The following is a 15013-nucleotide window of genomic DNA, read 5'->3' as shown; positions in this document are numbered from 1 at the left end:
TGCCGATTCCTCTCTAAAAATGTTCTGAAAAAGTCATGACGGCGCCTCAGATACGGCCCCGGAGCATGGCCCGGTAGGCGGCCAGCAACAGGCGGTCCTTCATGACCCAGGGCACCCAGTGCTCCTGATAGGGGCTGATGAAGGGAAAGGACGGCTTCATCTTCAGGTCGTAATCGAACTCCACCAGGATGGCCTGACCCAACTCGGTGATCAGGGGGCAGGAGGTATAGCCGTCGTAAGCCGCGTTGAGCTGACTGCCCTGAATGGTCCGGATCATGTTCTCCACCGCCACCGGCACCTGGGCCTTGACGCTGGCGGCGGTCTTGCCGATGGGGACACCGTTGATGTCGCCGGCACCGAACACATTGGGATAGCGCTTGTGCTGCAGGGTGAAGCGGTCCACCTCCAGCCAACCGGTGAAGGGAACCTCGCGGGCCGCCAGCTCACTGTTGCGCAGGGAATCGGGGGCGCTCATGGGCGGCACCACGTGGATGAAATCGTAATCCAGGGTCTCGTCACCCAGGGGGGTGGCAAAGGTGGCGGTCTTGCGCTCGGGGTCGATGGCCTTGAGGGGGTGATCCCAGTGGATATGGATACCCCGTTCGGGGAAGTTCTTGCGCAGGAAGTCGTCGGTGTGGGGCTGGGAAAACAGGCCGGTACCGGGGGGCAGGTAGTGCATCTCGGCGCGATCCCGGGTGCCCCGTTCCTTCATGCGGCTTTCCGTGAGCATGGCCACCTTGAGCGGGGCGCCGGCGCATTTCATGTCACCCCGCGGGCGGGTGAACAGGCCGATGCCGCCCTCGTTCACGAAATGGTCGACGGCCTGCCAGGTGCGCTCGGCCAGTTCCGGCTTGTCATAGACGCAGCCCACGCCCCGGTGACCGATGAGATTCTCCGACATGCCGTCAATGGCGGTGTAGTTGACCTGCAGTCCGGTGGCCACCATGAGGAAGTCATAGTCGATGGTGCGACCGGTTTCGGTCACCACCCGGTTGTTGTCCGGATCGTATTCGGCGACCATGTCGTGAACCCAGTTGACACTGGAGGGGACGTAGCGCCGGTTCCGGTCCAGGAGCTTTTCCGTCTGCCAGACGCCGGTACCCACCAGGGTCAGGCCGGGCTGGTAATAATGGTCCTGACGGCGATCGATCAGGGTGATGTCCGCCCCATCCAGTTCCCGGGCCAGTCGGGTGGCGCAGGAGAGACCGGCGGCACCGGCACCGACGATGACGATGCGGGCGTTGGTGGGAACGGCCCGGGCGGCGGCTGGATACATCATGCCGCCGGTGCCCACGGCGGCCCCCGCCAGCAGGGCGCCACCGCCGGAAAGCTTGAGGAAATCCCGGCGCGAGAGACCGGAGTGCTTCAGGGCACGCTCAACCGCGTCTTTTGCGTGCTTGTCATCTTGGCTGCTCATCTTTGCTTCATCTCCATTCCTGCTTGGTGGACGGCCGCAACGGACTTTCCGTGCCTGCCGACAGGGCGGTTGCTCGACTGGGTCGATGCTTTATTGGATAGATTATAAGTATATTAACATGTTGCCGGCGCGTTGAATCCTCCGAACCGTTACAATGATGCGCCAGATCCCCAATCCACGTCTTCATAACCGGCGGGCCCTTGCGGCCCGGCTTCGCGGAACGACCTTTATGAATGCCAATCCCAGTCCCATCCAGCCCATTGAACTCAAGGGGCGCATGATCCTGGTATCCATTCTTCGGCTGCATGATGCGGATACCCATCGACTGAACGAGGCGCTGAATGCCCGCATGCGGGAGGCCCTCGAGCTGATGCGGGACATGCCCCTGCTGGTGGACCTGGAGCACCTGGCGGACACCTCGGTGGAGACCCTGACGCAGGTGATCGAGACCGTGCGCGGGCGGGGATTCAAGCTTATCGGATTGCAGCAGGGGACCGCGGCCCAGTCCGTCGCCTCCAGGGTGGGGCTGCCACTGATCGTCCTGGGCGGCAAGGGGGGCGAGATACCGCTCCGTGTCGCCCCTTCCCCGCAGGCCGAGCCCGCGAACGAACCCGCCCCCGCCGCACATCAGGAATCGGCACCGGTGCAGGCGCTGCATACGGCTTCGCTGGTGGTGAATCAGCCGGTGCGTTCCGGCCAGCAGGTCTATGCCCGGGGGGGCGATCTGATCGTCCTGGGGACGGTGTCGGCGGGGGCCGAGCTGCTGGCCGACGGGCATATCCATGTTTACGGCACCCTGCGGGGCAAGGCCCTGGCCGGGGTCCGCGGCATGACGGGGGCAAGAATCTTCTGCCGGCGCCTGGATGCGGAACTGGTATCCATTGCCGGGCATTATCGGATCGCGGAGGATATCCTTGATGCCGAACGGGGAGATCACAGGCTGGTGACCCTGGCCGGCGAGACCATCAACATTTCGGAAATCTAGCGCAGAATTTCAAGGAGATGCAGGCTATATGGCACGCATTGTAGTAATTACCTCAGGCAAGGGTGGCGTCGGTAAGACCACGACCTCGGCGGCCGTGGCCACCGGCCTGGCCCTGGAAGGCCACAAAACCGCCGTCATCGACTTTGACGTGGGTCTGCGCAACCTGGATCTCATCATGGGGTGCGAGCGGCGGGTGGTCTATGATTTCGTCAACGTGATCAACGGTGATGCCAATCTGCGCCAGGCCCTGATCAAGGACAAGCGCACGGACAACCTGTTCATCCTGCCCGCCTCCCAGACCCGTGACAAGGACGCCCTGACGGAGGAAGGGGTGGAAAAGGTGCTGGATGAGCTGAGTCAGGAATTCGACTATATCGTCTGCGACAGCCCGGCCGGCATCGAGCGGGGGGCCATGATGGCCGCCTATTTTGCCGATGAGGCCATCGTGGTGACCAATCCCGAGGTCTCCAGCGTCCGTGACTCGGACCGGATGCTGGGCATCCTCTCCAGCAAGACCCGCAAGGCGGAGCGGGGCGAAGGTCCCTTGCCGGCCAAGCTGCTGCTGACCCGTTATTCCCCCGAGCGGGTGGAAAGGGGCGAGATGCTCAGTGTGGATGATGTCACCGAGATCCTGTCCATCGACATGCTGGGGGTGATTCCCGAATCCCAGTCGGTGCTCAATGCCTCCAATGCGGGCATGCCGGTGATTCTGGACGAAGAGTCCGACGCCGGACAGGCCTATCGTGACGCGGTGGCCCGTTTTCTGGGCGAAGACCGCCCGCACCGTTTCCTCACCACGCAGAAGAAGGGTCTCTTCGGACGCCTGTTCAGGGGTTAATGGCCATGAAAGGCATTTTCAATTACTTTCGTTCACCCCGACAGGGCAGCGCCAAGGTGGCCAAGGAACGCCTGCAGGTGATCGTGGCACGGGAGCGGAGCCACCGCTCAGGCCCCGACTATCTGCCGGCCTTGCACCGGGAATTGCTGGAAGTCATCCGCAAGTATGTTCAGGTGGGGGACGAGGCGGTGCAGATGAGTCTGGAAAATCAGGGCGATTGCGAGATTCTGGAGGTCAACATCACCTTGTCCGAGCCTGAACGACAGGGGTAGTCATGGCCTGGTGGCGGCCCCCGGCTCCAGCTCCACTGCCCAGGGGCCGGGGCGGCTGGGCACCGAGCACAGCTGCTGCAGCCGGGTGGTGAAGCGCTGCCGTGACATGGGTATCGCTCCCATGCGGGTCAGGTGCTCGGAAGGGGTCTGACAGTCCAGCAGCGGATATCCCCAGTGATCGAGATGACGGCACAGGGTGACCAGGGCCACTTTGGAGGCATCCGGCACCTGGCTGAACATGGACTCACCGAAGAAAACCCGCCCCATGCTCACTCCATAGAGTCCTCCCACCAGTACGTCATCTTCCCAGACCTCCACTGAATGGGCGTGTCCGGTATGGTGCAGCTGGATGAAGGCCTGCTGCATCCCGTAGGTGATCCAGGTGCCGTGAACCCCGCGCCGAGGGCCCGCGCACCCCTTGATGACATCGGTGAAGGCCTGGTCGAAGGTCACCTGGAAGCGATGTCCGCGCAGGACCTTGCCCAGGCTGCGGCTCACCTTCACCTGGGAAGGGTAGAGGATGGTGCGGGGGTCCGGCGACCACCAGAGGATGGGCTGACCCGCCTCGTACCAGGGAAAGATGCCGTGACGGTAGGCATTGAGCAGCCTGGGCAGGCTCAGGTCGCCGCCGGCGGCCAACAGGCCGTTGGGCTCACGCAGGGCGCGCTCCACCGGCGGAAACGGCTCATCGCTCTGTCCGGGGTGCAGCCAGGTGAGGGAATGCATATCGTTGTTGCCAGACATGGTCCGTGATCCCTTTGGGTGTCCGAGACACAGCCTAACCCGAGCCGGAGTCCGCTTCCACCCGGAACGGCGACAGGCGCATCAGCTGTTCGCACTGGATTGCCATCGCCGCCTGCTCCCGCTGACAGAATGCGGCCACCGCGCCCCTGAGTCCCGGATGGGCAATCCAGTGTCCCGACCAGGTCCGGGTGGGCAGAAAACCCCGACTGATCTTGTGTTCTCCCTGGGCGCCCGGCTCAAACCTCGCCAGACCCTGTTGGATGCAGTAGTCGATGCCCTGGTAGTAACAGGCTTCAAAATGCAGGGCATCGTAATCCCGGATGCAGCCCCAGTAGCGGCCGTAGAGGGTGTCCTTGCCCCGGTAGCACAGGGCCGCCGCCACCGGTTCGCCGTCCTCTTCCGCCAGGAACATGACCACCTGTCGTCCCAGGGTGCGGCCGGTTTCCTGAAAAAAGCCCAGGCTCAGGGTCGGAATCCCCATCTTGCGTTCGAAGGTGCTCACATAAAAGTGGTGGAACACCGCCCATAGGTCCTGGTTCACCTCGTCACCGTGCAGTACCCGGATATCCAGCCCCTGTTCTTGCACCCGGCGCCGTTCACGCCGGACGTTCTTGCGCTTCTTGGCGCTGAAACGTTGTATAAAATCGTCGAAATCCCGGTAATTCTCATTATGCCAGTGGTACTGGCAGCCCATGCGCAGGGTCAGGCCGGCCGCCTGCAGCGCCCGGCTGTCCTCGTGTTCCGGAAACAGCACATGCAGTCCGGACAACTCGCCCGCATGGGTCAGCTCGATGGCCTGCTGGATCAGTACCTGTTGCAGGGCCTTCCGGTCATGGTCGGGGTGGACCAGCAGGCGGGTGCCGGTGGCCGGGGTATAGGGGATCGAGCAGACCAGTTTGGGGTAGTAGTTCAGTCCTGACTGGCGCCAGGCCTGTTCCCAGGCCCAGTCGAAGACGAACTCGCCGTAGTTGTTGGTCTTGATGTAGAGGGGCAGGGCGGCGACCAGTTCACCGCCCGGCTGGTGCAGGGTGACATGCCGGGGATACCAGCCGAACCGGCTGCCCAGGCAGTCATGGCGTTCCAGGGCACAGAGGAAGGCATGGCTGAGGAAGGGCTCATCCCGCCCGCCCAGGGCATCCCACTCGGCGGCGGGCAGGGCGGACAGGTCATCGCTGATGCGGCATTCCAGCACGCCCGGGTGATCCATGATGAAGCCTCCGAGTGGAATGGGCTTACCGTGCGGGTGAAGCATTCCCCGTGGAGGGCCGCGCCCGCGGCACCCTCAACCGCCTTCCAGGAAACGCTCCGCATCCAGGGCCGCCATGCAGCCGGAACCGGCCGAGGTCACCGCCTGACGATAGACATGGTCCATCACATCCCCGGCGGCAAACACCCCCGGCACACTGGTGGCCGTGGCATTACCATCCAGACCACTTTTCACCCGAATGTATCCATTGTTCATCTCCAGCTGGCCCTGAAACAGGTCGGTATTGGGCTTGTGGCCGATGGCGATGAAGATCCCCTGCAGCGCCACATCCCGGGTCTGCCCGGACTGCACGTCCTTGATTCGCATGCCGGTCACGCCCAGATTGTCGCCCAGGACCTCGTCCAGCACATGATTCCACTCGATGCTCACCTTGCCCTGGCGTTCCTTCTCGAACAGATGATCCTGCATGATCTTCTCCGCCCGCAACTTGTCCCGACGGTGCACCAGGGTGACATGCTCGGCGATGTTGGACAGGTACAGGGCCTCTTCCACGGCGGTGTTGCCGCCGCCGATCACCGCCACCTTCTGGCCGCGATAGAAAAAACCGTCACAGGTGGCGCAGGCGGAGACGCCCCGGCCCTTGAAGGCCTCCTCGGAGGGCAGCCCCAGGTACATGGCCGAGGCCCCGGTGGCGATGATGAGGGCATCACAGGTATAGGTGCCGGTATCGCCGGTGAGGGTGAAGGGACGCTGCTTCAGGTCGGCGGTATGGATGTGATCGAAGATGATCTCGGTATTGAAGCGTTCCGCGTGGCGTTTCATCCGCTCCATGAGTTCCGGCCCCTGTACCCCCTGGTCGTCCCCGGGCCAGTTGTCCACTTCCGTGGTGGTGGTGAGCTGGCCACCCTGCTGCAGACCGGTGATCATGACCGGCTTGAGGTTGGCACGGGCAGCGTACACTGCAGCGGTATATCCGGCGGGGCCGGAGCCGAGAATGAGCAGGCGGCAGTGTCTGGGGGCAGTCATGGGAAACGGTTCTCCTGGGGAAATGAAGGATGCGGTCAAAATCCGAGCCGCCTAATCTACTTTGAAGCCCCGGCGGCGCCAAGTCCCCGGCAGGATGTACAATACCGACGCGAAGTCCCAAAAAAGGGACTGGAAACCCTTCAAGGGGTTAAACTCGACGGCTTACCCTGACTCTCACACTCAAGCCCCTGACACGACCTGACCATTGGCCAGAGCAAAATCCAAGAAAACGGCGGACAAGCCCGCCCGCAAGCCTGCTTCCGCACCGCGACCCATCAGCGCCCATCTGCGCCGTGCCCTGCGCGAGGGCACCCTGCTGGTGCTGACGGCGGCGGCCGCCTACCTGTTCATCGCCCTGGCCAGCTACAGCCCCACCGACCCCGGCTGGTCCCAGACCGGGACCGGCATGAAGGTCACCAACCTGGGGGGCAGGGCGGGGGCCTGGTTTGCCGATGTGTTCTTCCATCTCTTCGGCTATCTGGCCTATCTGGCGCCGGTGGTGGTGGCCTACAGCGGCTGGCTGGTCTTTCGCGGCCGCAAGGATACCGGTGAGCTGGACCTGCATGCCCTGGGCGTGCGCTGGCTGGGGTTTGTCATCACCCTGGCCGCCGGCTGTGGTCTGGCGACCCTGCACTTTTTGCCGGGCGCGTTGCCCATGAATGCCGGCGGCATCCTGGGCGAGGTGATCGGCGAGGGGCTGGTACCGATCTTTCACCTGCTGGGCGTCACCCTGTTCCTGCTGGCCCTGTTCCTGACCGGCGTGACCCTGCTCACCGGGCTGTCCTGGTTGTCCCTGATGGACCGGCTGGGGCGCTACACCCTCCAGGGGGTGGATTGGACCCTGGAATGGATCGCCACGGCCCGGGAGCGCCATGCCGGGCGCAAGGCCCGCAAGGAACGGGAAGCCAGGGAAAACGCCGTCAGGGCCGCCGCCGCGGACCCGGAAGCCCCGCGCCCGCGGTCCCAGCCCAAGGTGGAACCCCGGATCGACACCCTGCAGGAAGTGCAGGCGCCGCAGGAGGCGGAAAAACCGGCGCCGAAGATCAAGGCCCGGGTGGAACCGGTCCTGGAAGCGGTGCTGCCCACGCCCATCACCCCGCCCAAACCCCCCGCGCCGAAGCGACAACCTTCCCTGTTCGGCGTCGGCGAGATCCCCCCGGACGCCTTCCCGAGCCTGGATCTGCTCGATGCCCCCAAGCCGCAGGAAGGGGGCTATACCGAGGAAGACCTGCACTTCATGTCCCGGCAGGTGGAGGAAAAACTGCGGGACTTCGGGGTCCAGGTGGACGTGGTGGAGGTGCATCCGGGACCGGTGATCACCCGGTTTGAACTGCAGCCGGCACCGGGCCTGAAGGTGAGCCGGATCTCCGGGCTGTCCAAGGACCTGGCCCGGGCCCTGTCGGTGATCAGTGTCCGCATCGTGGAGGTCATTCCGGGCAAGTCCACCGTGGGCCTGGAAATACCCAACCAGAAACGGGAACTGGTGAGCCTGTCGGAGATCTTCCGGGCGCCGGTATTCGAAAAGGCCGGTTCCGCCCTCACCCTGGCCCTGGGCAAGGACATCAGCGGCCACGCGGTGGTGGCCGATCTGGCCAAGATGCCCCATCTGCTGGTGGCCGGCACCACCGGCTCGGGCAAGTCCGTGGGCATCAACGCCATGCTGCTCTCGCTGCTGTTCAAGGCCCATCCCGACGAGGTCCGTCTGATCCTCATCGATCCGAAGATGCTGGAGCTATCGGTGTACGAGGGCATCCCCCATTTGCTGGCCCCCGTGGTCACCGACATGAAGGACGCCTCCAACGCCCTGCGCTGGGGGGTGGCGGAAATGGAGCGTCGCTACAAGCTCATGTCCCAGATGGGCGTGCGCAACCTGGCCGGTTTCAACCGCAAGATCAAGGACGCCATCGCCGCCGGTGAACCCATCCCGGACCCGTTCTACAATCCACAGACCGCCTTCGATCCGGAGGCACCGCCGCCGGAACTCAAGCCGTTGCCGTTCATCGTCATCGTGGTGGACGAGTTTGCCGACATGATGATGGTGGTGGGCAAGAAGGTGGAGGAACTCATCGCCCGTCTGGCCCAGAAGGCGCGGGCGGCGGGGATTCACCTGATCCTGGCCACCCAGCGCCCCTCGGTGGACGTGATCACCGGTCTCATCAAGGCCAACATCCCCACCCGCATCGCCTTCCAGGTGTCCTCCCGGGTGGATTCGCGCACCATTCTGGATCAGATGGGCGCGGAGCAGCTGCTGGGGCACGGCGACATGCTCTACCTGCCCCCGGGCAGCGGGCATCCGGTGCGTCTGCACGGGGCCTTCGTGGCGGACCACGAGGTCCATCACGTGGTGGACTTCCTCAAGGCCCAGGGCGAGCCGGATTACCTGGACGATGTGCTGGAGGAACCGGAATCCGGCGCTGCGGTCGTACCAGGACTGGAGCCGGTGGATTCCGGCGAGGAGAGCGACCCCCTGTACGATCAGGCGGTGGCCATCGTGCTGGAATCCCGCAAGGCATCCATTTCCTATGTACAGCGCCGCCTCAAGATCGGTTACAACCGGGCCGCCCGGATGATCGAGGACATGGAGGCAGCCGGCGTGGTGAGCGCGCTGCAATCCAACGGCAACCGGGAAGTGCTGGCGCCGGCACCCCAGGACTGAAAACGAGATGCCAACACCCATGCGAGCCCTGTTTGCCCTGATGCTGACCGCCTGCCTGAGCCTGTCGCCGGTGCTGGCGGACGATGCCCGTGCCCGACTGGATCACTTCTTCCAGGAGATGACCAGTTTCGAGGCGGTGTTCGAACAGATGGTCATCAACGAGCGGGACGAGGTCCTGCAGCACGCCCAGGGCAAGGTCTATCTCAAGCGTCCCGGCCAGTTCCGCTGGGACTACCAGACCCCCTACAACCAGCAGATCGTGGCCGACGGCCAGTATCTGTGGACCTACGACGAAGACCTGGCCCAGGCCACGGTGCAGGAGATGGACGCCGTGCTGGGGCGTACCCCCATCATGTTGTTGTCCGAACCCCGGGCGCTGGAAAATGATTTCAAGGTGGCCTCCGAGGGTACCCATCAGGGGCTGAGCTGGCTGGCCCTGACCCCCCATTCGGGCGACACCGATTTCCAGCGCATTCTCATCGGCCTGGACGAGCGCACCGTGCGGATGATGGTGCTCTATGACCAGTTCGGTCAGCAGACCCGCATCCGCTTTGAAGATATGCGGCTCAACCCCCGCATCCCCGATGCCCGTTTCCGCTTCGAGCCGCCGGCCGGGGTGGATGTGATGAGGAACTGAGCACCGCGGCTGCCCGGCCTCCATGACCGATTTCTTTTCCACCCCGGCCCCCGACCGTCCCCTGGCGGATCGCATGCGTCCCCGGCGGCTGGAGGAGTACATGGGGCAGCAGCATCTGCTGGCACCGGGCAAGCCCCTGCGCCGGGCCATCGAGGAGGACCGGCTGCATTCCATGGTCTTCTGGGGGCCGCCCGGCACCGGCAAGACCACCCTGGCCCGGCTCATCGCCAACTATTGCGGCGCGAGATTCATCACCCTGTCCGCCGTGCTGTCCGGGGTCAAGGACATCCGCGCCGCGGTGGACCAGGCCCGGGAGACCCGCCGGGACGAGGGCCGGGCCACGCTGTTGTTCGTGGACGAGGTCCATCGCTTCAACAAGTCCCAGCAGGATGCCTTCCTGCCCCACGTGGAAGACGGCACCATCGCCTTCATCGGTGCCACCACGGAAAATCCCTCCTTCGAACTCAACAACGCCCTGTTGTCCCGGGTGCGGACCTACGTGCTCAAGGGGCTGGAGGCGGCGGACATCCGCGCCATCATCGACCGGGCCCTGGACGACGAGACCCACGGCCTGGGCCGGCGCCACCTGACCATGGCGCCGTCCCTGCGCGACCTGCTGGCGGAGTTGGCCGACGGTGATGCCCGGCGTGCCCTGAACCTGTTGGAGATCGCCGCCGACCTGGCCCCGGAAGGGGGGGAGGGTGCCGTGATCACCGAAGACACTCTCAAGGAGGTGACCAGTCAGGGCCTGCGTCGCTTCGACAAGGGCGGGGAGCTGTTCTACGACCAGATTTCCGCCCTGCACAAATCGGTGCGGGGCAGTGACCCGGACGCGGCGCTGTACTGGTTCTGCCGCATGCTCGATGGCGGCTGCGACCCCGTCTATCTGGCCCGGCGGATTGTGCGCATGGCCAGCGAGGACATCGGCAACGCCGATCCCCGGGCGCTGACCCTGGCCCTGGAGGCCTGGGATGTGTACGAGCGCCTGGGCAGTCCGGAAGGGGAGCTGACCCTGGCTCAGGCGGTGATCTATCTGGCCTGTGCCGCCAAGAGCAACGCGGTCTATGCGGCCTATGGGGCCGCCATGGCCGATGCCCGGCAGCGGGGGACCCTGGAGGTGCCCCTGCATCTGCGCAACGCGCCCACCCGGCTGATGAAGTCGCTGGATTACGGCAAGGGCTACCGGTACGCCCATGACGAGGTGGACGGTTTTGCCGCCGGGGAGTGCTATTTTCCGGACGGCATGGGGGAGCCCCGCTATTACCAGCCGGTGGAACGGGGTCTGGAGATCCGGATCCGGGAGAAGCTGCTGGATCTGCGCCGGCGCAACGAGGCAAGCCGGCGCGGCGGCAAGGATTAGGGCCGGCGCCGCTTCAGGTACCGTACCAGGCCCTCCCGGTGCACCGCTCGGGTGCTCCAGTTGAATTCGATGGAGGCCATGCGCAGGGCAAAGGTGATCAGGATCGTCACCCAGGCCGCCGCCACCACCGGCACCGACAGCCACTGGGTCATGGCCAGGTAGGCGGTGCCGCCCACCAGGACCGCCAGGGCATAGAACTGACCGGGCTTGAGGATCAGGGGCGGATCACCGGCGATCACGTCCCGGATCAGGCTGCCGCCCACCCCGTTGAGCACCCCCACCAGCAGGGCGGCGGGCAGTCCCAGCCCGGCCTCCAGGGAGCGTTCGATGCCCACCACGGCAAAGCCGCCGATCCCGGCGGCGTCGATGATGGCCACCCCGCGACGGGTGTACCAGGGCCGTTCGCCGAACACCAGTCCGATCAGAGTGGCGGCGCCGATGGCGGCCAGATAGCCCGGATCGGTGAGCAATACCGGCAGCCCCTGTTGCAGGAACAGCCCGTCCCGCAGGAGTCCCCCGCCTGCCCCGGTGACCAGGGCAAGGAAGAACATGCCGATCAGGTCATACCCCTTGCGCATGGCCACCACCACGCCGGACAGGGCAAAGACGAAGACGGCGCCCAGATCGAAGTAGGCGGGAAGGGCGAAGCTTTCGGGAGTCATGCCCGGAGTATAATCCTTATCGGGTCAGTCCGGCATAGAGCATCGGCAGGGTTTCCGGCAGTCGGGCCACATGATCCACCACCATGTAGCGCCGCGCCCCGAAGATCCGCTCCACATAGTCATCCGCGTGGGGGTCCAGGCTCATGCAGAAACTGTAGACCCCGTGCTTGGCCACTTCCTCCACCGCATGCTTGGCATCCTGGCGCAGATACTGGGGATCCCGCACGTCCGTATCCGCCGGCTCCCCGTCCGTCACGATCAGCAGCAGCTTGCGCCGCGAGGGTTGCCGCCGCAGATGCTCCCCGGCATGACGGATCGCCGCGCCCATGCGGGTGGACATCTGCCCCGTCATCCCCGCCAGACGGGCCTTCACGGTGTCGTCATAGGGGGCGTCGAAATCCTTGAACCGGTAATACTCCACATCATGACGGCCATCGGAATCAAAGCCGTGAATGGCAAAGGGATCGCCGATCTTCGCCAAGGCCCCCGCCAGCAGCGCCGTGGCCTCCCGGGCCAGATCCAGCACCGTGCTGTCGGTGCCGCGCACCTTGTCGTTGGTGGATTCGGACAGGTCGATCAGCACCAGGACCGACAGGTCCCGCACCTTGCGCTCGGTGCGGATATGCACCCGGGTGTCCGGCTGTCGTCCCATGCGCAGATCCACCAGGGACTCCACCACCGCGTTCAGATCCAGTTCGTCCCCGTCCGGCTGGCGCCGATAGCGCTGCACGCCCTGGGGCTGCATTGCCTCGATCAGGTATTTCAGGCGGCTGATCAACGGCTTGTGCCGTTGCGCCACCGCGTCGATCTCGGCCGGGTCCCCGGTCCGGGGACGGCGCTCCAGCAGGGTGCACCAGTGGGGGCGCTCCAGCTGCATCTGGTAATCCCATTCCGGGTAATGGAACGGGGCCGACACCGGCGGCTTGCCTTCCTTCTCGTTGAGGCTGATGTCTTCCTCGTCGCAGAAGAACTCCGTGCTCAGGGTCCAGATCTCCTGGGCGTCATCCCCGGCAAAGGGCACGTCCAGTCCGTTGACCATTTCCATGAGGGTGACGTTGCGCCGCACCTGGGGTCGTTCCCAAAGACGGATCAGGTCCACGTCGTCCTGCTCGCCCAGGGTCCACAGATACCGGTTGTCATCCCGGTACAGCACCGGGATGTGGTGATGACGAGTGCTGAAGGGTTCGTCGGTGGGGAAGGCCGGCGCCAATTGATGGGCCAGGTCCCAGGCCAGGCCGTGGCGGGTCAGGTCCGCGGCGGCGTCATCGAACCGGGCCCGCGCCCGCTGCACGAAGGGGTGCGGATCCTCGTAGTCCGGGTCCAGCAGGGCGCGGGCGGTGCGGCCCAGCAGGGCGGTGGTACCGTCGCCGTCCTCGGGTCCGGTCACATGCATGGGCAGCCAGAGCTGGCGCAGTCCGGGGAAGGCGGCCAGGGCCAGGGCCTCCACCCGGGCATCCTCGAACAGCCCCACCAGCAGGCCGGTGAGGCCACCGGGATCGTCCGCCGGCATGGGGCTGCGGCTGTGGACCAGATGGGCCGCCCCGTGGGCCGCCGTGGCCCGATAGATCTGCAGGCCGCCGATACCGAACCCGTCGTCATAGGCATCGGGTACATAGAGGGTGAAACCGTCGATGAAGGGGCGCATCCCCTCGCGGGATTCGAAGTCGCCGCTGGTGGGGCGCAGGAAAAAGTCCCTGGCCCAGAGGGCACGCAGATACATGTTGATCCGTCGCTGCACGTCCACGAACAGGGTGCCGCGCCGCTCGTTCTGGAACACCGAGCGGGATTCGGGCGTCTCCAGCCCGAAATAGGCGGTCTGGGCCTTGAAGTCCCGACCATGGACCTTGGCCCCCCACAGGGCCCAGCGCCGCAGTCCCCCCAGGGTGAGATGGGTGAGCAACGGGTCCAGGTGTTCCAGCATGGGCCGCACCCCTCGGGGCACCTGGGCCACCAGATTGTCCAGCAGACGCAGATACCCCTTGAACAGGGTGGGGTCCGCCAGTCGTCGGGAGGCCACCGGGCTGGTGGCGATCACCAGGCTGATGACCGCGCCGCTGGTCTTGGACGAGAGCTTGATGACGCTCTCGATCAGGTCCATCACCGCGTCTTCCCCCAGTTCCCGGGCCACCACGGGGCTCTCCTGGATGAAGGCCGCCACGGGTTCGGTGCCCTTACCCAGGGCGTGGAGGGCGCGGGCGCCTTCCATGTAGTAGTTTTTCAGGCCCGTGGAGCTGAAGCTGCGCACCGCTTCCTGCCAGGCCGATTCCAGCACCTCGACGGCATGACCGCCCAGGTCCTCCAGCAGTTCGGGGTAGTCTTCCAGATGGACGCTCATGGGCCTGATCCTCCTCCCGTGTCAGGGCATCAGAAAAAGGTGGTGACCGCCGCGTCCAGGGCGTCGCGCATGTCCGGATCGTCGGTGAGGGGACGCACCAGGGCCATGCGGCAGGCGGCCAGGGGTTCCACGTCGCGGGCGATCAAGGAACCGGCATGGACCAGCATGCGGGTGGAGATGCCTTCATCCAGGCCGTGGCCCTTCAGGTTCCTGGCCCGTTCCGCCACGCTCACCAGCTTCTTCGCCGTGTCGGTGGCGATGCCGGTTTCATGGGCGACGATCTCCGCCTCCAGGCCCGCTTCCGGGTAATCGAAGTCCAGGGCACCGAAACGCTGCTTGGTGGACTGCTTGAGATCCTTCATCAGGCTCTGGTAGCCGGGGTTGTAGGAGATGACCAGCTGGAAGTCGGGATGGGCGCGCACCAGTTCGCCCTTCTTTTCCAGCGGCAGCACCCGGCGGTTGTCGGTGAGGGGATGGATCACCACCACCGTGTCCTGACGGGCTTCCACCACTTCGTCCAGGTAGCAGATGGCGCCATGGCGGGCGGCCAGGGTGAGGGGACCGTCCTGCCAGCGGGTGCCGTCGGCATCCAGCAGATAGCGGCCCACCAGGTCCGAAGCGGTCATGTCCTCGTTGCAGGCCACGGTGATCAGGGGCTTGCCCAGCTTCCAGGCCATGTATTCCACAAACCGGGTCTTGCCGCAGCCGGTGGGGCCCTTGAGCATCATGGGCATGCGCACGGCATAGGCGGCCTCGTACAGGGCCACTTCATCACCGACGGCGCGGTAGTAGGGTTCTTCCTTGATCTGATAATCGCGGATGGTGTCGTGCATGAGTCACTCCCGGAGAACCAAGGCCCCTCTCCCCAAGGGGA

General features: G+C 65.1%; 13 protein-coding genes. 6 read left to right on the top strand and 7 right to left on the bottom strand.

Features of this window, described 5'->3' with window-relative positions:
• Positions 1–46: 46 nt before the first annotated feature.
• On the bottom strand, positions 47–1417 hold the full coding sequence (locus tag ACLF6L_RS09350; RefSeq protein WP_238617907.1) for an NAD(P)/FAD-dependent oxidoreductase: 1371 nt from the start codon (positions 1415–1417) through the stop codon (positions 47–49).
• Positions 1418–1646: 229 nt separating this feature from the next.
• Between ACLF6L_RS09350 and minC the strand changes: the two genes are divergently transcribed.
• From minC to minE, 3 genes are read left to right on the top strand one after another with little or no spacing between them, the layout of a single operon-like run.
• Positions 1647–2402, top strand: coding sequence for a septum site-determining protein MinC (minC, locus tag ACLF6L_RS09345; protein ID WP_412851536.1), 756 nt, complete (start codon positions 1647–1649; stop codon positions 2400–2402).
• 28 nt (positions 2403–2430) lie between these two features.
• Positions 2431–3240 carry a septum site-determining protein MinD gene (gene minD / locus ACLF6L_RS09340; RefSeq protein WP_238617905.1) on the top strand — a complete coding sequence of 270 codons (810 nt, stop codon included), beginning with the start codon at positions 2431–2433 and terminating at the stop codon, positions 3238–3240.
• On the top strand, positions 3240–3512 hold the full coding sequence (gene minE / locus ACLF6L_RS09335; RefSeq protein WP_008932599.1) for a cell division topological specificity factor MinE: 273 nt from the start codon (positions 3240–3242) through the stop codon (positions 3510–3512). The genes minD and minE overlap by 1 nt, the downstream gene beginning before the upstream one ends.
• On the opposite strand, the gene aat is transcribed toward minE, so the two are convergent.
• The 3 genes from aat to trxB all read right to left on the bottom strand — a co-directional run bounded on the left by aat (position 3513) and on the right by trxB (position 6489).
• Entirely contained in the window at positions 3513–4256 is a 744-nt protein-coding gene (aat, locus tag ACLF6L_RS09330; RefSeq protein ID WP_238617904.1) for a leucyl/phenylalanyl-tRNA--protein transferase, read from the bottom strand.
• Positions 4257–4290: 34 nt separating this feature from the next.
• A complete protein-coding gene (locus tag ACLF6L_RS09325; RefSeq protein WP_412851535.1) occupies positions 4291–5463 on the bottom strand; it encodes a GNAT family N-acetyltransferase in 1173 nt (390 codons plus the stop codon).
• A gap of 75 nt (positions 5464–5538) precedes the next feature.
• The gene (gene trxB, locus ACLF6L_RS09320; protein WP_238617902.1) at positions 5539–6489 is read right to left on the bottom strand and encodes a thioredoxin-disulfide reductase; all 951 of its coding nucleotides are present in this window, start codon (positions 6487–6489) and stop codon (positions 5539–5541) included.
• A 205-nt stretch (positions 6490–6694) separates the two neighbouring features.
• Here trxB and ACLF6L_RS09315 point away from each other — a divergent pair, with 205 nt between their 5' ends.
• Genes ACLF6L_RS09315 through ACLF6L_RS09305 form a run of 3 tightly spaced genes read left to right on the top strand, consistent with a single transcriptional unit; the run spans position 6695 to position 11142 of the window.
• Positions 6695–9145: a DNA translocase FtsK 4TM domain-containing protein gene (locus tag ACLF6L_RS09315; RefSeq protein ID WP_412851534.1), complete on the top strand. Its 2451-nt coding sequence runs from the start codon at positions 6695–6697 to the stop codon at positions 9143–9145.
• A gap of 7 nt (positions 9146–9152) precedes the next feature.
• Positions 9153–9782 carry an outer membrane lipoprotein chaperone LolA gene (gene lolA / locus ACLF6L_RS09310; RefSeq protein WP_238617900.1) on the top strand — a complete coding sequence of 210 codons (630 nt, stop codon included), beginning with the start codon at positions 9153–9155 and terminating at the stop codon, positions 9780–9782.
• A gap of 22 nt (positions 9783–9804) precedes the next feature.
• A complete protein-coding gene (locus ACLF6L_RS09305) occupies positions 9805–11142 on the top strand; it encodes a replication-associated recombination protein A (RefSeq protein WP_412851533.1) in 1338 nt (445 codons plus the stop codon).
• Here the strand turns inward: ACLF6L_RS09305 and ACLF6L_RS09300 are convergent.
• From ACLF6L_RS09300 to ACLF6L_RS09290, 3 genes are read right to left on the bottom strand one after another with little or no spacing between them, the layout of a single operon-like run.
• A complete protein-coding gene (locus tag ACLF6L_RS09300; protein ID WP_238617898.1) occupies positions 11139–11804 on the bottom strand; it encodes a trimeric intracellular cation channel family protein in 666 nt (221 codons plus the stop codon). The two genes, ACLF6L_RS09305 and ACLF6L_RS09300, sit on opposite strands and share 4 nt — an antisense overlap.
• A 16-nt stretch (positions 11805–11820) precedes the next feature.
• Positions 11821–14139, bottom strand: coding sequence for a nitric oxide reductase activation protein NorD (locus ACLF6L_RS09295; RefSeq protein ID WP_412851532.1), 2319 nt, complete (start codon positions 14137–14139; stop codon positions 11821–11823).
• Positions 14140–14168: 29 nt separating this feature from the next.
• Entirely contained in the window at positions 14169–14972 is an 804-nt protein-coding gene (locus ACLF6L_RS09290) for a CbbQ/NirQ/NorQ/GpvN family protein (protein WP_008932607.1), read from the bottom strand.
• Between the last annotated feature and the right edge of the window lie 41 nt (positions 14973–15013).

The organism is Ectothiorhodospira shaposhnikovii, assembly GCF_047222355.1.
In the GTDB taxonomy this organism is placed as follows: Bacteria; Pseudomonadota; Gammaproteobacteria; order Ectothiorhodospirales; family Ectothiorhodospiraceae; genus Ectothiorhodospira.
Note: the sequence above shows the minus strand (reverse complement) of the source record. Positions and strands in the feature narration are given on the sequence as shown.